The organism is Enterobacter sp. D2, assembly GCF_034427575.1.
GTDB lineage: Bacteria > Pseudomonadota > Gammaproteobacteria > Enterobacterales > Enterobacteriaceae > Enterobacter > Enterobacter cloacae_M.
The window spans coordinates 72,457-92,960 of sequence record NZ_JAXQPP010000002.1 but is presented as its reverse complement, the minus strand read 5'-3'; the positions used below and the strand labels follow the sequence as shown (position 1 = coordinate 92,960).

The 20,504-nt window shown below is 59.8% G+C and carries 20 protein-coding genes; 12 read left to right on the top strand and 8 right to left on the bottom strand.

The features are described 5' to 3' along the window. Positions 1-55: 55 nt before the first annotated feature. Positions 56-577 (bottom strand): rhodanese family protein, encoded by a 522-nt coding sequence (locus SPG90_RS12605; RefSeq protein WP_059347771.1) that lies wholly within the window; start codon positions 575-577, stop codon positions 56-58. A 9-nt stretch (positions 578-586) separates the two neighbouring features. Continuing rightward, entirely contained in the window at positions 587-886 is a 300-nt protein-coding gene (locus SPG90_RS12600) for an ArsR/SmtB family transcription factor (RefSeq protein WP_023308918.1), read from the bottom strand. A 179-nt stretch (positions 887-1,065) separates the two neighbouring features. Here SPG90_RS12600 and SPG90_RS12595 point away from each other — a divergent pair, with 179 nt between their 5' ends. Further along, positions 1,066-1,224 (top strand): YqaE/Pmp3 family membrane protein, encoded by a 159-nt coding sequence (locus tag SPG90_RS12595; RefSeq protein ID WP_023308917.1) that lies wholly within the window; start codon positions 1,066-1,068, stop codon positions 1,222-1,224. On the opposite strand, the gene SPG90_RS12590 is transcribed toward SPG90_RS12595, so the two are convergent. Beyond that, positions 1,221-2,150: a LysR substrate-binding domain-containing protein gene (locus SPG90_RS12590; RefSeq protein WP_033146353.1), complete on the bottom strand. Its 930-nt coding sequence runs from the start codon at positions 2,148-2,150 to the stop codon at positions 1,221-1,223. The genes SPG90_RS12595 and SPG90_RS12590 overlap by 4 nt on opposite strands. A 320-nt stretch (positions 2,151-2,470) precedes the next feature. Here SPG90_RS12590 and SPG90_RS12585 point away from each other — a divergent pair, with 320 nt between their 5' ends. The 7 genes from SPG90_RS12585 (at position 2,471) to SPG90_RS12555 (ending at position 11,021) form a co-directional block, all read left to right on the top strand. Next, the gene (locus SPG90_RS12585; protein WP_039263421.1) at positions 2,471-3,076 is read left to right on the top strand and encodes an ankyrin repeat domain-containing protein; all 606 of its coding nucleotides are present in this window, start codon (positions 2,471-2,473) and stop codon (positions 3,074-3,076) included. A 106-nt stretch (positions 3,077-3,182) separates the two neighbouring features. After that, positions 3,183-4,724 (top strand): acyl-CoA synthetase FdrA, encoded by a 1,542-nt coding sequence (fdrA, locus tag SPG90_RS12580; RefSeq protein ID WP_163354232.1) that lies wholly within the window; start codon positions 3,183-3,185, stop codon positions 4,722-4,724. Then, on the top strand, positions 4,724-6,139 hold the full coding sequence (locus SPG90_RS12575) for a DUF1116 domain-containing protein (protein ID WP_174259557.1): 1,416 nt from the start codon (positions 4,724-4,726) through the stop codon (positions 6,137-6,139). Before fdrA ends, SPG90_RS12575 begins: the two co-directional genes overlap by 1 nt. Positions 6,140-6,150: 11 nt before the next feature. Next, positions 6,151-7,695 carry a hypothetical protein gene (locus tag SPG90_RS12570; protein ID WP_063927674.1) on the top strand — a complete coding sequence of 515 codons (1,545 nt, stop codon included), beginning with the start codon at positions 6,151-6,153 and terminating at the stop codon, positions 7,693-7,695. A 117-nt stretch (positions 7,696-7,812) separates the two neighbouring features. Further along, the gene (locus SPG90_RS12565; protein ID WP_126303015.1) at positions 7,813-8,769 is read left to right on the top strand and encodes a carbamate kinase family protein; all 957 of its coding nucleotides are present in this window, start codon (positions 7,813-7,815) and stop codon (positions 8,767-8,769) included. A gap of 1 nt (position 8,770) precedes the next feature. Next, a complete protein-coding gene (locus SPG90_RS12560) occupies positions 8,771-10,150 on the top strand; it encodes an amidohydrolase family protein (protein WP_047173848.1) in 1,380 nt (459 codons plus the stop codon). 136 nt (positions 10,151-10,286) lie between these two features. Then, complete coding sequence (locus SPG90_RS12555) at positions 10,287-11,021, top strand: class I SAM-dependent methyltransferase (RefSeq protein ID WP_126303014.1); 735 nt, start codon at positions 10,287-10,289, stop codon at positions 11,019-11,021. On the opposite strand, the gene SPG90_RS12550 is transcribed toward SPG90_RS12555, so the two are convergent. After that, positions 11,015-11,617 carry a short chain dehydrogenase gene (locus tag SPG90_RS12550; RefSeq protein WP_126303013.1) on the bottom strand — a complete coding sequence of 201 codons (603 nt, stop codon included), beginning with the start codon at positions 11,615-11,617 and terminating at the stop codon, positions 11,015-11,017. The genes SPG90_RS12555 and SPG90_RS12550 overlap by 7 nt on opposite strands. Positions 11,618-11,714: 97 nt before the next feature. Between SPG90_RS12550 and SPG90_RS12545 the strand changes: the two genes are divergently transcribed. From SPG90_RS12545 to SPG90_RS12535, 3 genes are all read left to right on the top strand, one after another. After that, entirely contained in the window at positions 11,715-12,602 is an 888-nt protein-coding gene (locus tag SPG90_RS12545) for a LysR family transcriptional regulator (RefSeq protein ID WP_126303012.1), read from the top strand. A 19-nt stretch (positions 12,603-12,621) separates the two neighbouring features. Further along, positions 12,622-13,803: a PLP-dependent aminotransferase family protein gene (locus SPG90_RS12540; protein WP_045404689.1), complete on the top strand. Its 1,182-nt coding sequence runs from the start codon at positions 12,622-12,624 to the stop codon at positions 13,801-13,803. 85 nt (positions 13,804-13,888) lie between these two features. Beyond that, positions 13,889-14,407, top strand: coding sequence for a DUF6622 family protein (locus tag SPG90_RS12535; RefSeq protein WP_163354235.1), 519 nt, complete (start codon positions 13,889-13,891; stop codon positions 14,405-14,407). Between the two features lie 2 nt (positions 14,408-14,409). Here the strand turns inward: SPG90_RS12535 and SPG90_RS12530 are convergent, their stop codons facing one another. Then, entirely contained in the window at positions 14,410-14,829 is a 420-nt protein-coding gene (locus SPG90_RS12530) for a nuclear transport factor 2 family protein (RefSeq protein ID WP_322408175.1), read from the bottom strand. Positions 14,830-14,925: 96 nt separating this feature from the next. Here SPG90_RS12530 and SPG90_RS12525 point away from each other — a divergent pair, with 96 nt between their 5' ends. Next, positions 14,926-15,630 carry a helix-turn-helix domain-containing protein gene (locus SPG90_RS12525; protein WP_239631213.1) on the top strand — a complete coding sequence of 235 codons (705 nt, stop codon included), beginning with the start codon at positions 14,926-14,928 and terminating at the stop codon, positions 15,628-15,630. Between the two features lie 90 nt (positions 15,631-15,720). On the opposite strand, the gene SPG90_RS12520 is transcribed toward SPG90_RS12525, so the two are convergent. The 3 genes from SPG90_RS12520 to SPG90_RS12510 are packed head-to-tail and all read right to left on the bottom strand — an operon-like array spanning position 15,721 to position 20,499. Beyond that, positions 15,721-16,890, bottom strand: a complete 1,170-nt coding sequence (locus SPG90_RS12520) for an HlyD family efflux transporter periplasmic adaptor subunit (protein WP_086374946.1) — start codon at positions 16,888-16,890, stop codon at positions 15,721-15,723. 10 nt (positions 16,891-16,900) lie between these two features. Further along, the gene (locus SPG90_RS12515; RefSeq protein ID WP_045404680.1) at positions 16,901-19,099 is read right to left on the bottom strand and encodes a type I secretion system permease/ATPase; all 2,199 of its coding nucleotides are present in this window, start codon (positions 19,097-19,099) and stop codon (positions 16,901-16,903) included. Then, a complete protein-coding gene (locus SPG90_RS12510) occupies positions 19,096-20,499 on the bottom strand; it encodes a TolC family outer membrane protein (RefSeq protein WP_163354236.1) in 1,404 nt (467 codons plus the stop codon). Before SPG90_RS12510 ends, SPG90_RS12515 begins: the two co-directional genes overlap by 4 nt. Positions 20,500-20,504 lie beyond the last annotated feature (5 nt).

Sequence of the window (20,504 nt, the reverse complement as noted above, 5' to 3'; positions counted from 1 at the left end):
TCTTCACCTTAGCCCACGCATGACGCCGGGTACAGCGTATTTCACCGATTACTGCTTATGAGGTACGCCGGTTCCAGGGCATCACCTTGAGCAGTCGCGCCATGCCGCAAAAGCCCGTCACACCGGCGAACAGCAGACCGGCTCCGACAAAGCCGCTGAGCAGGAAAAAGCCGCTGGAGACGCTATAGCCCAGCACCACGCCACAGAGTATTAACAGCCCGGCGGCAATTTGCACCTGACGCATCAGCGGCAGCGGCTGGGACTTGTCTTCGACGGTCGGCAGTCCGGCCTGCTTCCAGCCCTGAATGCCCCCCTCGACCACAAATGCCTCTGCGGGCGCGGCGGCCTGAGCAAGGCGGTCGGCATTCCCCGACGTCCGGGCGCCGGACTGGCAGTGAAAAATCACCGTATCGCCCGCCTGCGCGTTAAGCGCGCCGGGTAAGGTATCCAGCGGCACGGACCGCGCGGCGGGAATATGCTCGCGGGCGTACTCATCGGCATCACGAATATCAATCAGTTTTGCGCCTTCAGCGACGCGGGCATTGGCCTGGCGCGGTGAAAGAAGAGGAAGTGACATGGCGACTCCTTACGGGCAATAAAGGGTTTTCAGGGTGCTGATAAGCTGATGTACCGCATTGTTTTTAATGGAATAGAGAATGCGCTGCGCGTCGCGAGTGCTGTCGATAAGCCCTTCCTCACGCATGCGCGCCAGATGCTGCGACGTGGCGGAAGGACTTAGCCCCGTGGCTCGCGCAAGCTCCCCCGCGCTGGTGCCGGGCGCTCCGCATAGGGTGCAGAGGATCAGCAGGCGACGGGGGTTGCTCATCGCTTTTAAGAGTGTGGCGGCCTGCCCGGCGCTGGCCTGAAGCTGTTCGAGTTCTGTCATAATAGTTTAGCATTTACTTAATTAAGTAAATGCTAAACTAATTCGATGCATTAAACCAGCGTCAAAAGCGTAAAAGAGGGTAAACGCGAGGCCCGGAACTGGTATAGACGAATAAACTGGCTATGCTTACAGCATTCTCTTTATTATTTTCAATGGATTAGATTGAACGGAGTGTTTATATGGGATTTTGGCGTATTGTTTTTACGATCCTTATACCGCCGCTGGGCGTGCTGTTGGGCAAAGGGTTTGGCTGGGCGTTTATTATCAACATTCTTCTGACGCTGCTGGGCTACTTCCCCGGCCTCATTCACGCGTTTTGGGTACAAAGCAAAAGCTAGGCGCGCCACAGTAAATCGCTATAGATATCGGTCAGTACCCCCGCTGGACCAAACTGCTGCTTGATCCACCGCGTGACCTGGCCGGTTGCGGCATGCTGCGTGGCGAGCAGCATGCGCGAATCCTGACGCGGGTTGTTAATCCGTCGGGTGACCAGCAGCCCCGCGTCTACCGCCTCGCGGACCATGTATTCCGGCAAAAAGCCAATCCCTTCGCCCAGGATCTGACACTGACATTTGGTGTTAAAGTCCGGGACCAGAATCGCCTCCTGCCCGTGCAGCAGCCAGCCGACCTTTTTGTTAATGGTGTGCGCGGTATCTTCCACCATGATGTTGGGATACAGGCGCAGCTGGCTTTCCGCTATTGGCTCCGGGGTGAATGCCAGCGGATGTTCCGGCGCGATGGCAAACACCCAGCGAATGGCGCCGATCTCGGTGTAATCAATCCCGCCACCGTCCAGCAGCGTGTCCGGCGCGCCAATCGCGATGTTGGCCTGGTTATTGATGATGGAGTCCCAGACGCCGTTGTAGACCTCGGTGGTCACGGTGATCTGACAGGTGGGAAACTGCTTTTTTAGCACCTGCAGCAGCCGCGCCGTGTGGCGTGGGGTATACAAAAGCTGGTTGATACAGATGCGCACCCGCGCCTCAATGCCCTGAGAAATGGTGTCAATCCCGCGCTTGATGGCGTGAAAGTCGTTAAGCAGGTCGGTGGCCTTACGGTAAAAGTAAAACCCGGACTCGGTCAGCTCGATGCTGCGCGTGCTGCGGACAAACAGCACTACGTCCAGCCCGGTCTCCATGCGCTTAATGGTGTAACTGATAGCAGAGGTCGTCACGCCCAGTTCAGCGGCGGCTTTGCTGAAGCTGCCGAAGCGTGCGGCGGTAGTAAAGGCCAGCAGGTTTTCCTCGGTAAAGATGGAATTCATATCTCACTTCCTTCAGCCATCAGTTTTGAACATATTTTAACAGCGTCGTTACAACGCATTTGAAGCCGATCACAGTTCTGACTCTTTGTCGAAAGCCGCATGCGGTAAGGCTTCGTAAGACATAAGCATAATGCAGCCAGAAGCGCTAAAAAGCGGGGAAACATAAGAAAAAGGTTGCACAGACGCACGTTTTGACCGGTTTATTGAATTTACCTCAACAATGAATTGACTGTCGATGAATCATTTTTAAGCGGATTCTTTTATGACCAGGCTGTTGCTATTCTCAGGTCAACAGAAATAAAAACATCGGGAGTCTGAATATGTCTGCGAACGAACTCGTTACTGAATTTCTGCTGGCGGCAGAAGAGGGCAATAGCGATGCGCTAAAAGCCTGTCTGGAGAAAGGCGTGGATATTAACGCCACCAACCGTCAGAAAAGAACCGCCGTTATTATTGCCAGCCTGAAAAAGCATTATGACTGCGTGGCGTTATTAATTGCCGCCGGGGCGGATATTGATAAACAGGATCAGACCTGCTTTAACCCCTTCCTCATTAGCTGCCTGACCAACGATATCACCCTGCTGCGCCTTGTCCTTCCGGCAAATCCGGATCTCGACCGCCTGACGCGCTTTGGCGGCGTGGGCATTACGCCAGCCAGTGAAAAAGGGCACGTGGAGATCGTTCGCGAGCTGCTGGAGAAAACGGATATCAACGTCAACCACACCAACTTTGTCGGCTGGACGCCGCTGCTGGAAGCGATCGTGCTTAACGACGGCGGCGCTAAGCAGCAGGAGATCGTGAAGCTGCTGTTGGATCACGGCGCGAACCCGCACATGACCGATAAATACGGTAAAACCCCGCTCGAACTGGCGCGGGAAAAAGGCTTCGATGCAATAGCTGACCTGCTGCTGGCGGCGGGCGCATAACGCATTCGGCCAGCTTTTTCCGGCTGGCCGCTAATTAAAACGCATTTTTACCGACGTGCATTTTGCACGACGGCGGTCCCCTTTTATCCGCGTTCAGGAGAAAATAATGCCCACAAAAATCGTCATAAAAAAGAACACATATTTTGACTCCGTCTCATTAATGTCTGTTTCCACCAAAGCCAATAAATTACCGGGCGTCGAGCAGGCGTTTGTCGCGATGGCGACGGAAATGAACAAAGGCGTATTAAAAAACCTCGGGCTAATAACGCCGGAATTAGCGGAAGCCAAAAACGGCGACCTGATGATCGTAATTAAAGGCGACGCGGCGAATGATGAAACGCTGGCGGCCATCGAAGCGCTGTTCACGCGTAAAGAGAGCGGCGGCACCCATGAAGCGCGCTACGCCACGATTGCCAGCGCCAAAACTCATCGCCCGGAGAGCAACCTCGCGGTGATTTCCGTCAACGGCACCTTCGCTGCCCGCGAAGCGCGCCAGGCGCTGGAAAACGATCTCAACGTGATGCTGTTTTCCGATAACGTGTCGCTCGACGACGAGCTGGCGCTGAAGCAGCTGGCGCATAAGAAAGGTCTGCTGATGATGGGGCCGGACTGCGGCACCGCCATTATCAACGGCGCGGGACTGTGCTTTGCCAACGCGGTGCGCCGCGGACCGATTGGAATCGTCGGCGCATCCGGCACCGGCAGCCAGGAGCTGAGCGTGCGCATTCACGAATTCGGCGGCGGCGTGTCGCAGCTGATTGGCACCGGCGGACGCGATCTCAGCGAGAAAATCGGCGGCCTGATGATGCTCGACGCCATCGACATGCTGGAAGCGGACGACGCGACCCAGGTCATCGCGCTGATCTCCAAGCCGCCGGCCCCTGCCGTGGCGGAGAAGGTGCTGGCCCGCGCGCGCGCCTGCCGCAAGCCGGTGGTTGTCTGCTTCCTCGGCCGCAGCGAACCGCCCGCCGATGAAGACGGCCTGCAGTTTGCGCGCGGCACCAAAGAGGCGGCCCTGAAGGCGGTCCTGCTCACCGGCATCAAAAAAGAGTCCCTCGATCTGCATCCGCTCAACTGGCCGTTGATTGAAGAGGTGCGCACTCGCCTGACGCCGCAGCAGAAGTACATTCGCGGCCTGTTCTGCGGCGGAACCCTGTGCGACGAGGCGATGTTCGCGGCGCTTGCGAAATTCGACGACGTTTACAGTAACATCCAGCCCGATCCGTCTAAGCGCCTGGGCGACGTCAATGTCAGTAAAGCCCACACCTTCCTCGACTTTGGCGACGACGACTTCACCAACGGCAAGCCGCACCCCATGATCGACCCGACCAACCGCATCAGCCGCCTGCTGCAGGAGGCGCGCGATCCGGAGGTGGGCGTCATCGTGATGGACTTCGTGCTGGGCTTCGGCGCGCATGAGGATCCGGTCGGCGTGATGATCGACGCTATCAAAGAGGCGCAGGCGATCGCGAAGGCCGATAACCGTCCTCTGGAAATTCTCGGCTACGTGCTCGGCACCGACCAGGATCCGCAGTCGCTGGCGCAGCAGTGCCAGTTGCTGACCGACGCAGGCGTCATCTTGGCCAGCAGCAGTACCAACACCGGATTACTGGCACGCGAATTTGTCTGCAAAGGGGAGAAAGCATAATGACGACCTTATTCAACCAGCCGCTGAACGTGATTAACGTCGGCATTGCGATGTTCAGCGACGACCTCAAAAAACAGCACGTTCCCGTGACCCAGCTCGACTGGACGCCGCCGGGGCAGGGCAATATGCAGGTCGTTGAAGCGCTCGACCAGCTGGCGGAAAAACCGCTGGCGGAGAAAATTGCCGCCGCCAACCGCATCGCTCTTGAGCGCATTATTCAGTCCCATCCGGTGCTGGTGGGCTATGACCAGGCCATTAACGTGGTGCCGGGCATGACCCGCACCACCATTCTGCACGCCGGTCCGCCTGTCGCCTGGGAGAACATGTGCGGGGCGATGAAGGGTGCGGTCACCGGGGCGCTGGTGTTTGAAGGGCTGGCGAAAGATCTGGACGATGCGGCAAGGCTCGCTGCCTCCGGAGATATTACCTTCTCGCCGTGCCACGAGCACGACTGCGTGGGCTCGATGGCGGGCGTCACCTCCGCATCGATGTTTATGCACATCGTTGAAAACAAAACCTACGGCAACCGCGCGTTCACCAACCTCAGCGAGCAGATGGCGAAGATCCTGCGCATGGGCGCTAACGACCAGAGCGTGATCGACCGTCTGAACTGGATGCGCGACGTGCTCGGCCCGATGCTGCGCGACGCGATGAAGATCGTCGGCGAAATCGACCTGCGCCTGATGCTGGCTCAGGCGCTGCACATGGGCGACGAGTGCCACAACCGCAACAACGCGGGCACCACGCTTCTTATTCAGGCGCTGACGCCGGGGCTGATTCAGGCGGGTTATCCGGTGGCGCAGCAGCGCGAGGTGTTCGAGTTTGTCGCCAGCAGCGACTACTTCTCCGGCCCGACCTGGATGGCGATGTGTAAGGCCGCGCTGGACGCCGCGCACGGCATTGAGTACAGCACCGTCGTCACCACCATGGCGCGTAACGGATACGAGTTCGGCCTGCGCGTTTCCGGCCTGCCGGGGCAGTGGTTCACCGGCCCGGCGCAGCAGGTGATCGGCCCGATGTTCGCGGGCTATAAGCCGGAAGACTCCGGGCTGGACATCGGCGACAGTGCCATCACCGAAACCTACGGCATCGGCGGTTTTGCGATGGCGACGGCCCCGGCGATTGTTGCGCTGGTGGGCGGGACGGTGGATGAAGCTATCGACTTCTCCCGTCAGATGCGCGAAATCACCCTCGGCGAAAACCCGAACGTCACCATTCCGCTGCTCTCGTTTATGGGCATCCCAACCGCCATCGACATCACCAAAGTCGCGGGCAGCGGCATTCTGCCGGTGATTAACACCGCCATTGCCCACAAAGACGCGGGCATCGGCATGATTGGGGCGGGCATCGTTCACCCGCCGTTTAGCTGTTTTGAAAAGGCGCTGTTGACCTTCCGCGATCGCTACTTTTTATAAGGCATGCATCCATGAAAAACATGAAGCTGGAATGGAAAAGAGGTGACTGGGCGGCGTATTTCGGGTTGATGACCAACAACCTGACCAATTTGCTGACCATGATGGGGCTGCTCATTTTTGTCGTCGGCATCCCGAAGGAGATTGTTTATGGACGCATCGCGCCAGCCTTCGGGCTGGCGGTGCTGGTGGCGAGTATTTGCTACGCCTGGTTCGGCATGCAGATGGCGCGCGCCACCGGACGAACGGACGTGACCGCGCTGCCGTCCGGCCCGAGCGCGCCGTCGATTTTTACCGTGACCTTCCTGGTCCTGATGCCGGTTTATCAGCAGACCGGCGATGCGGACTTCGCGATCCAGATTGGCCTGGTGTGGTGCTTCGTGGAGGCGATGATCCTCGCGGGCGGTTCGTTTTTAGGGGAAACCATCCGCAAGATGATCCCGCGTACCGTGCTGCTGTCGTGCCTCTCCGGTTTGGGCCTGCTGCTGCTGGCGATGAACCCGATGCTGCAGGCGTTCGAAGCGCCGACCGTGTCGTTTATCGTGCTGCTGCTGATCTTCATCAACTGGTTCGGTAAAAAGCCGATTTTCGCCCGTATCCCGACCGGCCTGCTGCTGCTGATAGCCGGTACGGCACTGGCGTGGATCTCCGGTCTGCAAAGCCCGGAAGCGATTAAAGCGTCTATGTCATCCTTCGGCTTTAATCCGCCGGAAGTGCACGTGGACAGCTTCATGCAGGGCCTGCCGCACGCGCTGCCGTATCTGGCCTCTGCCGTGCCGCTGGGGCTGGCGAACTACATCTTTGACCTGGAGAACATCGAAAGCGCCCACGCGGCGGGAGATGCGTACCCGACGCGCAAGGTGATGCTGGCGAACGGTCTGGCGTCGATGCTCGGCTGCCTGATGGGGAACCCGTTCCCGGTGACGGTTTACGTCGGCCACCCCGGCTGGAAAGCGATGGGGGCCAGCATCGGCTACACGCTGGCCTCCGGCGTGACCATGTTCATCGTGCCGCTGTTCGGGCTGGGGGCATTTATGCTCGCCATCATTCCGATGACCGCCATCGTGCCGATTCTGGTGTTTATCGGCGTCGTCACCGCCAACCAGGTTGTGAGGGAAACGCCCAAAGTGGAGGTGCCGGTGATCTTCATCTGCCTGTTCCCGTGGATCGCCAACTGGGCGCTGACCATGATGAACAGCGTGATGGGGGCGGCGGGCACCAGCGCGGCGAAGATCGGCACCGACGTGCTGCACAGCAAAGGAATTTATTACGAAGGCCTGGTGCATCTCGGCAACGGCGCGCCGCTCGCCAGCATGCTGTGGGGCTGTATCGCCATCTTCGCCATCATCAACAAACCGCTGCGCGGGGCTGTCGCCGCTGCGGGTGGTGCACTGCTGGCGCTGTTTGGGGTGATCCACGCCCCGGTGGTGGGCTTTGCCGAGGGCAGTTCGCTGATGTTCGTCACCGCGTATCTGATGATGGGCGGCATGTTTGTGGTGAAGCATGTGCTTGATAGCCGCGAAGCGGCGAGCGCGGCGGCAACGGTTTCTGAATCCTGATAATGCCTGATGCCCTCACCCTAACCCTCTCCCACAGGGAGAGGGAACGTTAATCCCCCTCCCTGTGGGAGAAGGCCTGGGTGAAGGCACCAGAACGCACCTTCGAAAGGAAACAAAATGAAAGAGCTTATGGTCGTCGCCATCGGCGGCAACAGCATTATCAAAGACAACGCCAGCCAGTCGGTTGAACATCAGGCGCAGGCGGTGAAAGCGGTGGCAGAGTCGGTGCTCGAAATGCTGGCCTCCGACTATGACATTGTGCTCACGCACGGCAATGGCCCCCAGGTGGGGCTGGATCTGCGCCGCGCCGAAATCGCCCACGAGCGGGAAGGGCTGCCGCTGACGCCGCTGGCAAACTGCGTGGCGGACACCCAGGGCGGGATTGGCTACCTGATCCAGCAGGCGCTCAACAATCGCCTGGCCGCGCGCGGGGAGCAAAAGGCGGTCACGGTCGTTACCCAGGTAGAAGTGGATAAAAACGATCCGGGTTTTACGCACCCGACGAAACCTATCGGTGCTTTCTTCAGCGAGGCGCAGCGCGACGAGCTGAAGCGCGCACACCCGGACTGGCATTTTGTCGAGGATTCAGGCCGTGGCTACCGTCGCGTGGTGGCTTCACCGCAGCCGCTTCGGATTGTCGAGGCGGATGCGATCAAAGCCCTGACGCAAAAAGGCTTTGTGGTCATCGGCGCGGGCGGCGGCGGTATTCCCGTGGTGCGCACTGAGCAGGGCGATTACCAGAGCGTCGACGCGGTGATCGATAAAGATCTCTCCACCGCGCTGCTGGCCCGTGAGATTTGCGCCGACGTGCTGGTGATAACTACCGGCGTGGAAAAGGTGTGCATCAACTTCGGCAAGCCAAATCAGCAGGCGCTGGAGACCGTCGACGTAGCAGAGATGACGCGCTACATGGACGAAGGCCACTTCCCGGCGGGCAGCATGCTGCCCAAAATCGTCGCCTCGCTGGCGTTTTTACACCACGGCGGCAAGCGCGTGATTATCACCTCGCCGGACTGCCTGCCCGCCGCGCTGCGCGGGGAAACCGGTACCCATATTATTAATGAAGGAAGATAAGATGAGTGAAAATAAAAGCCGCCGCGAATTTATTAGCCAGAGCGGCAAAATGGTCACCGCCTGCGCGCTGTTTGGCGCGACCGGATCCGTCGCGTATGCTGCCGACTCCGCAAAGCCAACCTGCGAGACGGGTAAACCGATGACGATCACCGCGAAACATTACTATCTGGACAACGTGCTGCTCGAAGCCGGCTTTAACTTCGACGGTGGCGTGGCGACGAGCACCCGTACCGAGCTGAAAACGCTGGAGATCAAGGACGGGAAGATCGTCGCCCTGCGCGACAACAAGCGCCACGCCGACGCCACGCTGCCGCACTACGATGCGGGCAACAAGCTGATGCTCCCGGCAATGCGCGACATGCACATCCACCTGGATAAAACCTTCTACGGTGGCCCGTGGCGATCGCTCAACCGCCCGGCGGGCACCACGATTCAGGATATGATCCGCCTGGAACAGAAGCTGTTGCCTGAGCTGCAGCCCTACACCCAGGAGCGCGCGGAAAAGCTGATCGATCTGATCCAGTCGAAAGGCTCCACCATCGCTCGCAGCCACTGCAATATCGAGCCGACCTCCGGTCTGAAGAATCTGGAAAACCTGCAGGCGGTTTTATCGCGCCGTAAGCCCGGCTTTGACTGCGAAATTGTCGCTTTTCCGCAGCACGGGCTGCTGCTGTCGAACTCCGAAAAGCTGATGCGCGAGGCGATGCAGGCCGGGGCGCACTACGTGGGCGGGCTGGACCCAACCAACGTCGACGGCGCAATGGAGAAATCCCTCGACGCCATGTTCCAGATTGCGCTGGACTACGACAAAGGTGTGGATATCCACCTGCATGAAACCAGCCCGGCGGGCGTGGCGGCGGTGAATTACATGGTCGAGACCGTGGAGAAAACGCCGGAGCTGAAGGGCAAGCTGACCATCAGCCACGCCTTTGCGCTGGCGACGCTCAACGAGCAGCAGGTGGATGAGATCGCCACCCGCATGGCGGCGCAGCGGGTGACCATCGCCTCCACCGTGCCGATTGGCACCCTGCATATGCCGCTGAAGCAGCTGCGCGAGAAGGGTGTGTTCGTGATGACGGGGACCGACAGCGTCATCGACCACTGGTCGCCGTACGGTCTGGGGGACATGCTGGAGAAGGCGAATCTATACGCTCAGCTGTACATCCGCCCGAACGAGCAGACGCTCTCCCGCGCGCTCGGCATTGCCACCGGCGACGTGCTGCCGCTGAATGACAAAGGCGAGCGCGTGTGGCCGAAAGCGCAGGACGACGCCAGCTTTGTGCTGGTGGATGCCTCCTGCTCCGCCGAGGCCGTGGCGCGCATTTCGCCGCGCACCGCGACGTTCCATAAGGGCAACCTTGTCTGGGGCTCGGTGGGTTGAGGTGCATTTCTCCCTCTCCCTGTGGGAGAGGGGTGGGGTGAGGGCTTCAGGCCGCACTTCCATAGGTTGGGTAAGGCGAAGCCGCCACCCGACAATGCAGTATACTGCTATGCACATTCTTAAAGAGGGATCTGCCATGGCACAAAACATCTACGACAATCCGGCGTTTTTTGAAGGCTACGCCCAGCTTCCACGCTCGGTGCAGGGTCTGGACGGCGCGCCGGAGTGGCCCGCGCTTAAGGCCATGCTGCCGGATTTAACCGGCAAATCGGTTGTCGATCTCGGCTGCGGCTACGGCTGGTTCTGCCGCGCGGCGCGCGAGCTGGGCGCTGCTGACGTCACGGGGGTCGATATCTCAGAAAAGATGCTCGCCCGCGCAGCGGAGCTTACCGCTGACCCACAGATTCACTATCAGCGTAGCGATCTGGAATCTCTTAAGCTCAACGAGAGCAGCCTCGATCTGGTCTATAGCTCGCTGGCGCTGCACTACCTGCCGGAACTGGATACGCTATTCGCCAGGGTTCAGCGCGCGCTCAAGCCCGGCGGCAGCCTGGTCTTTTCGATGGAGCACCCGATATACACCTGCGCCACCCGTCAGGGCTGGCTGACCGACGATAACGGTGAGCGGTACTGGGGCGTTAATCATTATCAGGATGAAGGCAAACGCGTCAGCAACTGGCTGGCAGACGGGGTGGTGAAATACCACCGCACGCTCGGCACCACGCTTAACGCGCTGATCGGGGCCGGATTAACGATAAGCGACGTCAACGAGTGGGGGCCAGCGCAGGCGCAGATTGACGCCTGGCCCGCGCTGGCCGAAGAGGCGGAGCGCCCAATGCTGGTGCTGATCGCCGCCCGTAAGGCTCAGTAGCCCACCTTATACACCCGCCCGCTCTGCACGCCTTCCACGCTGCGGCGATAGGCCTGCGCCACGGTCGCGGCGGGAACGCTCTCAAAGCCCGGGAAGAAGCCGTCGTAGGTTTCGACGGATTCGGTGAGTACCGTCGGGCTAATCAGGTTGATGCGGATCCCGCGCGGTAGCTCGCAGGCTGCAGCGCGGACAAACCCTTCCAGCGCCGCATTCACCGTGGTGGCATTTACGCCCTGGGCAATTGGCTCGTGCGCCACGATGCCGCTTATCAGCGTAATAGAGCCGCCTTCGTTCAGATAATGCTGGCCGGTCAGCGTCAGGCGCACCTGTCCCAGCAGCTTGTCCTGCAGGCCCTGGTTGAAGTCGCTGTCCTTCATGGTCGCGAGCGGGCCAAAGTAAAGGCCGCCGCTGGCGGACACAATCGCGTCAACCGGGCCGATTTTCTCAAACAGCGCCTGGACGCTCGCCTGCGAGGTGATATCCACCTGCTCGTCGCCCTGCGTGCGGCCGACGCGGATGACCTCGTGGCGACGACTCAGCTCTTCCGTTACCGCACGACCGACCGTACCGCTGGCACCAATAATCACGATTTTCATAGCCGACTCCTTATGTTGTGAGCCTTCATTCTTTAATAAATAAAAATGCAGATAAACTGGTCTAAAGTTAGAAGATTACTAACCAGGAGTTTGGAATATGGATAAGCTTCGCAGCATGGAGACCTTTATTGCCGTGGTTGAAAGCGGCAGTTTTACCAGTGCGGCGGCTCGGCTGGAGATGTCGGCGGTAATGGTGGGGAAATACGTTGCGCTGCTGGAATCACAGCTCGGCACCCGCCTGCTGGAGCGTAACACGCGGCGCCAGAGCCTGACCGACGCCGGGCGGGTCTATTTCGACGAGGCGAAGCGGGTGCTGGAGCAGGTGGCAATTGCCGAAAGCGCGGTGGAACGCCTGCGTGCCGCGCCGTCCGGCACCCTGCGCGTGACCGCACCCACCTCGTTTGGCGGCAGCGCCATCGCGCCGCTTACGGCCTCTTTTTTACAACGCTACCCGGAGGTGCGCATAGAGCTGGATCTCACCAACCGTATGGTGGATCTGGTGGAGGAGGGCATCGATCTGGCCATTCGCATTGGCGATATTCACAACGACGATCTGGTGGCGAAATACCTCTGCCCTTACCGGATGGTGATCTGCGCCGCGCCGGACTACCTTGCGCGCTACGGTACGCCGCAAACCCCTGCCGATCTGGTGGATCATCTCTGCTTATCCCACAGCGTGTGGACCGCACGCAACGAGTGGCGGCTGCCGGGCGTCGAAGGCGAGGTGCGCTGGAAGCGGGATGCGGTCTTGAGATGCAACGACGGCTACGGGCTGCGGATGGCCGCGAGAGCCGGGGCGGGGCTATTGCTGCAACCGGAGGTGCTGGTGGCGGAAGATCTGGAAAGCGGCAGGCTGGTGCGCGTGCTGGAGGCGTATATTCCGGCGCCGAGACCCGTGCATTTGCTGTGGCGTCAGGATTTACGACCTCTCCCTAAGCTAACGGAATTTATCGCCCATATTCTGCTAAGATTGGGCACACTATAAAAAAGAAGGTATGCAAAGAATGTCTGTGAATAAACTCGCCAGCAGCGCGCAGGGCCTGCAATCATCTGCCATCCGTGAATTATTAAAACATAGCAAAATGGCCGGCGTCATTTCGCTGGGTGGGGGGATTCCTAATCCGGCCCTGTTCGATCACGAAGGGCTGAAAATTGCCGCTGATGCCGTATTATCACAGCATTTTGGTGAGGCCTTTCAGTATGGTCTGACCGAAGGTGTACCGGGGCTGCGGGAAGAAATTCAGCGCATCTGCGAGGGGCGCGGTATCGCCTGTAAGGCCGATGATGTCGTTATTACTTCCGGTTCACAGCAGTCCCTCGACGTGCTGGCGCGTGCATTAATCAACCCGGGCGATACCGTTGTGGTTGAGCGTCCAACCTATCTTGCCGCGCTGCAGGTCTTCGGTCTGGCGCAGGCGAATTTTGAATCCGTTGGCACCGATGGTGACGGCATGAAGGTCGACGAGCTTGAAGCGCTGGCGGCGAAGAAAACCATCAAAGCGGTCTATATTGTTCCGACGTTTGGCAACCCTGGCGGGGTAACCCTCTCTGAGGCGCGTCGCAAACAGCTGGTGGAATTATCGAAGCGCTATGACTTCGTCATTATTGAAGACGATCCGTACAGCGAAATTAATTATACCGATGAAGTTTTCCGCCCGTTAATTGCCCATGCCAAAGATATCGGCAACGAAGAGAACGTGGTGTATACCTCGACCTTCTCCAAAATTCTTGCTCCAGGAACCCGCGTGGGCTGGGTGCTGGTGCCGGAATGGCTGAAGCGCGCAGTAGTAAACCTTAAGCAAACCACCGACCTGCACACCAGCACGCTGTCGCAGCTGATGACGTATGAATACCTGAAAACCGGTCGTCTGCCCGATCAGATTAAAACGATCCGCGAAGCCTATCGCCAGAAATACCAGACGTTCGCAACGGAGCTGGAGGCCGAGCTGGGTGATGTGATGTCGTTCCACAAGCCGAAGGGCGGCATGTTCCTGTGGGCGACTATGAAAAATGGGAGTAATACCACTCGCTGGCTGGAAAAAACGTTAAGTAACGGCGTAGTATTTGTGCCGGGCGAGTTTTTCTACTGCAATGAGCCAGACCATTCAACGCTGCGTATGTCGTTTGTCACGCCAACGGATGAAGAGCTGAAGGAAGCGGTTCAACGCCTGAAAAAATCGCTGTAAAAGACCTGCGCATAATGGCTTTCCTGCCGTTATGCGCAATACGCGTTCAGGGCGGCACGAGCCGCGATCGTCCATGGAAATCGCCATGTTTGAATTTCTGTTCGGTGTCGTTACGCACACGCCCGCCTGGGTGTGGGTGCTGTTTATCTTCCTTATCTCTCGCGGCATTAAAGCCCGCAGGCCCGCCACCGTTACGCTGGAGAGGCTTGCCATCATTCCGGCAATATTTCTAATCTGGGATATCTACGATCTGGTGGTCTACCGCACGCTGACGCCCGGAACTGTCGCATTGTGGACGGCGGGGATCCTCGCCGGGGCCGCGCTGGGGTATTTCCTGATTAAGCAGGCGGTTATCACCCGCGCAGATGCGCCGCGCAGCCTTTACCGTCAGGCAGACTACACCGCGCTGCCGTTTATGATGCTGGCGTTCGGCGTTAAATATGTGCTGGGCGTGATGAGTGCGGTCTCTCCCCAGACGATGCAGCAGCCCGCCATGAGCGCGCTGGCGATCGTCTCCGGCGGCGTGTTTGCCGGTGTGTTTCTCGGAAAGTTTGCGCGCTATGTTGGGGTGTATAACCGAACCGAAGCGCGCCCGGTGGAGTGACGTTATTCTGTCGCGTGAGCCAGCGTGCGATCTGAGGCATCACCGCTGAGTGCTCGCGTGACTTCATGGATCCGCCAGATTTTCCCTTCACGCAGCGCGGCAAACAGGTAAACCTCGATCTCTGCCTGACGACCATCAGGATACGTGACCGTCACGATATGCCGGTCAGCCAGAAGTTCGTCATGACAGGCTATCTCCACCACGGTAAAGGCGATCGCGCGGATCTGCAAGCTGACGTGGCTCAGATGCTGGACAAAACCCCGGTAGTCTAGCGCGTGACCGTCTGTAAACTGCTGGTAATCGGACGTAAATACCTCTGCCGGATCGATATCGCCGTTGAATAAGCGGGTTAACAGGCAGGCCATCTTTTCGCGCTGCGCGGCGTTGTCGGTGTGGGCTATCAGGGACGTGATAATGCTCATGCGGGCTCCTTATATGGTGAATCACCATTATCCTTGACAGCCGAAGTCGCAGTTTCTCTAATACGCCAAAGAATAACGATTTTCGGTCAAAATGATATGGTCAGTGTTGAAACGCTCCTTCATCCCGGCGGGTACCGAACGCCCTGGCACAGTCATCGCACCGGCCAGCTGTGGCGCATTGCAACGGGGCTGCTGGTCATTGAGACGCAGCAGGCGCGTTCGGTCGTACCGGCAAAACACATCGGCTGGATCCCTCCGGATCGGCAGCACGCCGCTTTTTCCGAAAGTGCGATAGAAGGCTGCGCTATCTTTCTTGACCCCGCCGGGTGCGCAATGCTTCCCGATGCGCCCGCGCTGTTCGAGCCCGACGATCTCACCCATGCACTATTTTCCCGTTTATGCGATGCAGAGAGCGAGTGCGATCCGCGAAAGCTGACTTTGCTGCTGGATGAGCTTGCCCTGACGCCCCAGGCTCGTTTTTCTCTGCCCGTGCCGACGGATCCGCGTCTGAAGAAAGTGGTCAGCCATTTGCTGCAGTTTGTCGATGATAACCAGACGGTCGAGAGCCATGCTGTTCATGCTGGGATGAGCGTACGTACGTTCAACCGTCGGTTTAGCGCCCAGACCGGAATGAACTTTGTTAACTGGCGGCAGCTGGCGCGCGTCATGCGGGCAATGGAGTGGCTAGCGGCGGGGAAGCCGGTAGGGTGGATTGCGCTGTCCTGCGGCTACAGCAGCGTCAGCGCATTTATTGAGGTTTTCAGAGCATGGACCGGTAAAACGCCGGGGCAGTGGGTTTGATTTCGCGGTCTGATGCCCTCACCCCAACCCTCTCCCACGGGGAGAGGGAGAAAACCCCGTCCTAAGGTGAAGCCGCCACCCGGCGATTGACTACCGCTCCCGCAGCGCCTCTTTCGCACGGTTAAACGGCTTGATCAGATAATCCAGCACCGTTTTCTCGCCGGTCTTAATGTCCACCGTCGCAATCATCCCCGGCACAATCGAGAAGTGCCTGCCCGCCTTATTCACCAGGTAATCCTGGCTGGTGCGGATAAACACCCGGTAATAGAACACTTCCGGCTTGGCCTCGTCCTGGATGGTGTCCGGAGAGATCGTTTCGACGACCCCGTGCAGGCCACCGTAAATGGCGTAATCGTAGGCGGTGATTTTAACCAGCGCCTCCTGGTTCGGGTGGATAAAGGCGATATCGCGCGGCGACAGGCGGGTTTCGATCAGCAGGTGATCGTCCACCGGCACAATCTCCATCAGCTCGCCGTTGGGCGGGATCACCCCGCCGATGGTGGTGACCTTGATGTTTTTCACGATCCCGCGTACCGGGGATTTTACCGTCAGACGGGTCACGGAATCCTGGCGGCCTTTGAGGATCGCTGAAACCATATCCACCTCGGCGTTGGCCTTGGATAACGCCTCCCGGGCCTGAACGTAATACTGCGAGCGTACGTCGGTGAGCTTCAGCTCCAGATCGCTTTTCTGCCGCTGCAGGCGCAGCACCTCCACGTGGCTGGCGGCGCCGGTTTTGACCAGCCGCTGGGTGATGGCCAGCTCCTTGTTGGCGAGATCTAACGCGGCGCGCAGCTCCCGCTGGGTATCTTCCAGCTGCGCGCGGCGTGAGTTGTAGAGGCGCGTTTCGTCAGCAATCAGATCCGGCCACTTTGCCAGCGAAGGAGGGAACTTCAGCGGGAGATCGTTTACCTCGGCGTACAGGCGGGCGCTGGAGGCCAGTGAGGCCCGGTAGCGCGCCGCGCTTTCGCCGACGTTTGATTCGGAACGCGTCGGATCGAGCCGCGCCAGCACCTGTCCGGCCTGCACCTGATCGCCCTCGTGGACGTTCAGCTCGGTGAGGATCCCGCCGTCGAGAGACTGTAGAACCTGCTCGCGCGAGCTGGGGATCACTTTACCCGAGCCGGTTGATACCTCATCCAGCACGCCAAACCACGCCCAGACGCCCAGCACCACAAACATCAGCAGCGAGAAGATCACGATCCGACGCGCGCCGGTGTAGCCGCTTTCGGAGTCGAGGGCGTTATCCAGATCGTCCATTGCCGCCACGTCACGCTGACTGATTTTCATTTTTCCACTCCCGTCCGGTTGCTGCCTGCTGCTGTTGCTGCTGCATACGGCTGTTGTTCAGCGCCTGTGCCTTTGGCGCGTCCATCACCAGCATTCCCTCTTTCAACACCACGACGCGCTCCACCAGTTCCAGCACCGGTACGCGATGCGTGGCGACAATCAGGGTGCGATGCCCGAGCCAGTCGCCCAGACGCTGGATGAATTCCCGCTCGGTGTGCTCGTCCAGCGACGCGGTGGGTTCATCCATCAGCACAATATTCGGATCGCGCAGCAGCATCCGCGCCAGCAGAATCGACTGGCGTTGCCCGCCGGATAACCCCACGCCGTTTTCCATGATCGGGTAGTCCAGCCCCTTGGGCAGCTTCTGCACGAAGCCTGCCGCGCCGGTCAGCTCCAGCGCCTCGAAAATCTCTTCGTCAGTGGCGCGCGGCATGCCGAGGGTGATGTTTTCGCGCAGGGTGCCGTAAAACAGCCGCGCGTTCTGGGTCATAAAGCCGACGTTGCGCCGGACGTCGGCGACGTCGAGATGCGGCAGGCTGAAGTTATCAAGCCGCAGCTCGCCGGCCGCCAGATCCATCCCGCCCGCCATGGCCTGCAGCAGGGTCGATTTGCCCGCGCCGTTGCGCCCGAGGATCGCCACTTTTTCTCCCGGCCGGATCTCCAGCCGGTTAATGCGCAGCGCCATGCGCGGATCGTCCGGCTGATAGCGGAACTGCGCCTGCTCGAAGAGGTAGTGTCCGCGCAGCACGTCCTGGCGGATCGGCGTCTCCTCGCGCTGGTTTTCGGTGGGAAGCTGCATGATGCTGTCCAGCCCCTCTTTTGCCGCTTTGACCTGCTGCCAGCGCGCCAGCACGCCGCACAGCGTCGCCATCGGGGCGATCATGCGGGAGGCCAGCATCGACGCGGCGACCACCGAGCCGGTAGTCAGGGTGCCGTCGATCACCATCGGGGCGCCGACCACAATCACCCCGGCGTAGACCAGGCTCTGAATGGTCATCCCCCAGCTGATCAGGTTCTGCGTCAGCTCGCGGGTGCGCAGGCCGGATTCCGCGGTGATCTGGATATAGCTGTTCCACTGTTGCAAAAAGCGGTTTTCCGCCTGCATCAGCTTGATGTCCTCCAGACCCTGCACGCTCTCCACCAGCACCGCGTTGCGCAGGGTCGATTCATGGGCCGACTGTTTCGCCAGCTCTGCCAGCTTCTTCTGCAGCAGCAGGCCGGGCAGGACCATGATCACCGCCGCGACCGGGGCGATCCACGCCAGCTGCGGGGCGATGATCGCCAGCACCACCACGAACAGTAAAAAGAAGGGCAGATCAACAATCGTCGAGATGGTGGATGAGGTGACCATCTCGCGGATCTGCTCCAGCTCGCGCAGCTGAGAGATAAAGCTGCCGGTGGAGCGGGGGATCGCGCTGTTGCGCAGCCGCAGCGCGTGGCCGAAGACGCGATCTGAAACGCGCATGTCCGAGCGCTTGCCGAGCAGATCCATAATGTGCCCGCGCGCCACGCGCAGCACAAAGCCAAACAGGGTGGCAATCAGCACCCCGATGGTCAGGACGTAAAGCGTCGGATAGGACTGGGCGGGGATCACCCGGTCATAGACCTGCATGGAAAAGACAATCCCGGAGAGCGACAGCACGTTGATAAAGAGGGCGGCCAGCATGACCCAGCTGTAGGGGCGCAGGTCGCGCATCACCAGCCGGTAGAGCCAGTCCGGACGGTATTTTGAGATATAGGCGTCCACGCGGCTGTCCTTCAGCGCGGCGAGTGGACGCAGGGCAATAACGTGGCGGATAGCGGGCAGCATCGCCGTCATCGACAGCCGGTTGGTGTAGGTCTCATCGTCGAAAAAGCTGACCTCCAGCGTATCCTCCCCGTCGAAATGCTCGATCACGCCGATCCTGCCGTCGTTCATCGCCACCACTACCGGCAGACGCCAGCTGTTGATCGCCTGCCGATCGTCGGTAAGGAGCTGAAACGACAGCCCCGCTTCGCGGGCCAGCTGGGTGAGGGCGGGCACCATCGGTTTGCCTTTCAGCCACGGCGCGCCCGCGATGAGCGAGCCGGGCGAGCAGGCGACGCGGTAGCGCGTGGCGACAAAACCAAAGGCCTGCGCCCACTGCGCCAGCGCCTCATCCGTCATGTTTTCACCTTGCGGGATATCACGCTGCTTCATGGCTGGATCTCCACGGTCTGGATGGTGCGGTTATCAAGATCGAACGCATGACGCAGCCGCCCGGTGTTATACAGGCAGTTGAGCTGCAGCTGGTGCAGCTGACCGAGGGTCTGCTGCTGGGTGAAGCGAGCCTGATAGACCTCCTGCTCGGCGTTGAGCACGTCGAGCAGCGGGCGCGAACCGAGATCGAGATACTGCTGCTGGTACAGTTCGCGGGTGCGGGCGCTGAGGGCTTCCTGGCGGCCCTGAATTTGCAGCGTGCTTTGCAGGCTCATCACCTGGCTGCGGGCTTCCAGCAGCTTCTGGCGGACGTCAAGACGCGTACGCTGAATGGTGGACTGCGCCGCCTCCACCGCGTGTCCGGCAGCGTTACGCCGGGCGGTGAGGCCGCCGCCCTGATAGAGCGGCATCTGCACTTTTACCCAGGCGGAATACTGGGTGCGATCCCGGGTTTCGCTCCCCGCGTAGCGATCGTTCATATAGTGACGCACCTCCGGCTCCAGCGAGACGGTGGGCGTCATCTGCGCGTCGGCGTAGTCGAGGTTCGCCTGGGCGACGTTAGCCTGCGCCCAGGCGGCAAGTACCGCGGGCACCAGACGGTCATCCGGCTCGGCGATGTCGCAGCTCCGGCCCAGCTTTTGCGGAAAGTCATTGCTGATTGCGTTCAGGCTGTTCCAGCCGAGAAAGCTCATCAGCGTGGCGCGGGCGCTGTCCAGGCTGGCCTGGTACTGCATCAGCTGGGCGCGCGCACCTTCAATGCGCGCATCGGTCTGCACCACGTCAGAGAGCGACGTGGCCCCTTCGTCGTTACGCTGGCGGGTCAGCGTGCCAATCGAGGAGAGGGCGTCGAGCTGTTCTTTAGCGGTGTCGACCATCTGCTGCAAGGTTTGCACCTGCACCATGGCGATGGCGGTATCGTGGGCAATAGTGTCGATACTCACCAGCACGTTGGCCTGCTGCTGGGCAACGCCCGCGCTCTCGGCGCGCACCTGGCTGGCCACTTTGCCAAAGTCGTAGAGCATCTGTGAGAGAGAGAGCACCAGCGATGGGGTAAAGCCGTTCTGGTCGCCGTCATGGGAATAGCCGTTGTCCACGCCGGCATTAATCTGCGGATAGTATTTTGATTTAGCGACGTCCACCTCTTCGCTCTGTTCATAGAGTTTTCCCACGGCTTCGCCGATCGCCGGGTGCCAGGTGACGGCGCGGTTAACGGCATCGCCAAGCTGCAATGAACCGGGTGCGGCTTTGCCGGCCGCAGGGGCAACGCGGCCATTGAGCGAGGGGAGTTCCTGCGTTTCGCGAAGCTGCCCGGTGTTGATGATTGCCGCCGGGTTCGCGCAGAGAGCAGGCATAGATATCAGGCAGCACGAGAGCCACCAGTGAGGCATCTTCATTCCCATGTCAT

Bases quoted from the DNA above. Each gene is read 5' to 3' on its own strand.
- SPG90_RS12540 (WP_045404689.1), top strand. From the start codon at position 12,622: ATGTCTGTGAATAAACTCGCCAGCAGCGCGCAGGGCCTGCAATCATCT.
- SPG90_RS12530 (WP_322408175.1), bottom strand. From the start codon at position 14,829: ATGAGCATTATCACGTCCCTGATAGCCCACACCGACAACGCCGCGCAG.
- SPG90_RS12585 (WP_039263421.1), top strand. From the start codon at position 2,471: ATGTCTGCGAACGAACTCGTTACTGAATTTCTGCTGGCGGCAGAAGAG.
- SPG90_RS12570 (WP_063927674.1), top strand. From the start codon at position 6,151: ATGAAAAACATGAAGCTGGAATGGAAAAGAGGTGACTGGGCGGCGTAT.
- SPG90_RS12575 (WP_174259557.1), top strand. From the start codon at position 4,724: ATGACGACCTTATTCAACCAGCCGCTGAACGTGATTAACGTCGGCATT.
- SPG90_RS12605 (WP_059347771.1), bottom strand. From the start codon at position 577: ATGTCACTTCCTCTTCTTTCACCGCGCCAGGCCAATGCCCGCGTCGCT.
- SPG90_RS12520 (WP_086374946.1), bottom strand. From the start codon at position 16,890: ATGGACGATCTGGATAACGCCCTCGACTCCGAAAGCGGCTACACCGGC.
- SPG90_RS12510 (WP_163354236.1), bottom strand. From the start codon at position 20,499: ATGGGAATGAAGATGCCTCACTGGTGGCTCTCGTGCTGCCTGATATCT.
- SPG90_RS12535 (WP_163354235.1), top strand. From the start codon at position 13,889: ATGTTTGAATTTCTGTTCGGTGTCGTTACGCACACGCCCGCCTGGGTG.
- SPG90_RS12595 (WP_023308917.1), top strand. From the start codon at position 1,066: ATGGGATTTTGGCGTATTGTTTTTACGATCCTTATACCGCCGCTGGGC.
- SPG90_RS12515 (WP_045404680.1), bottom strand. From the start codon at position 19,099: ATGAAGCAGCGTGATATCCCGCAAGGTGAAAACATGACGGATGAGGCG.
- SPG90_RS12560 (WP_047173848.1), top strand. From the start codon at position 8,771: ATGAGTGAAAATAAAAGCCGCCGCGAATTTATTAGCCAGAGCGGCAAA.
- SPG90_RS12590 (WP_033146353.1), bottom strand. From the start codon at position 2,150: ATGAATTCCATCTTTACCGAGGAAAACCTGCTGGCCTTTACTACCGCC.
- SPG90_RS12525 (WP_239631213.1), top strand. From the start codon at position 14,926: ATGGTCAGTGTTGAAACGCTCCTTCATCCCGGCGGGTACCGAACGCCC.
- SPG90_RS12545 (WP_126303012.1), top strand. From the start codon at position 11,715: ATGGATAAGCTTCGCAGCATGGAGACCTTTATTGCCGTGGTTGAAAGC.
- SPG90_RS12565 (WP_126303015.1), top strand. From the start codon at position 7,813: ATGAAAGAGCTTATGGTCGTCGCCATCGGCGGCAACAGCATTATCAAA.
- fdrA (WP_163354232.1), top strand. From the start codon at position 3,183: ATGCCCACAAAAATCGTCATAAAAAAGAACACATATTTTGACTCCGTC.
- SPG90_RS12600 (WP_023308918.1), bottom strand. From the start codon at position 886: ATGACAGAACTCGAACAGCTTCAGGCCAGCGCCGGGCAGGCCGCCACA.
- SPG90_RS12550 (WP_126303013.1), bottom strand. From the start codon at position 11,617: ATGAAAATCGTGATTATTGGTGCCAGCGGTACGGTCGGTCGTGCGGTA.
- SPG90_RS12555 (WP_126303014.1), top strand. From the start codon at position 10,287: ATGGCACAAAACATCTACGACAATCCGGCGTTTTTTGAAGGCTACGCC.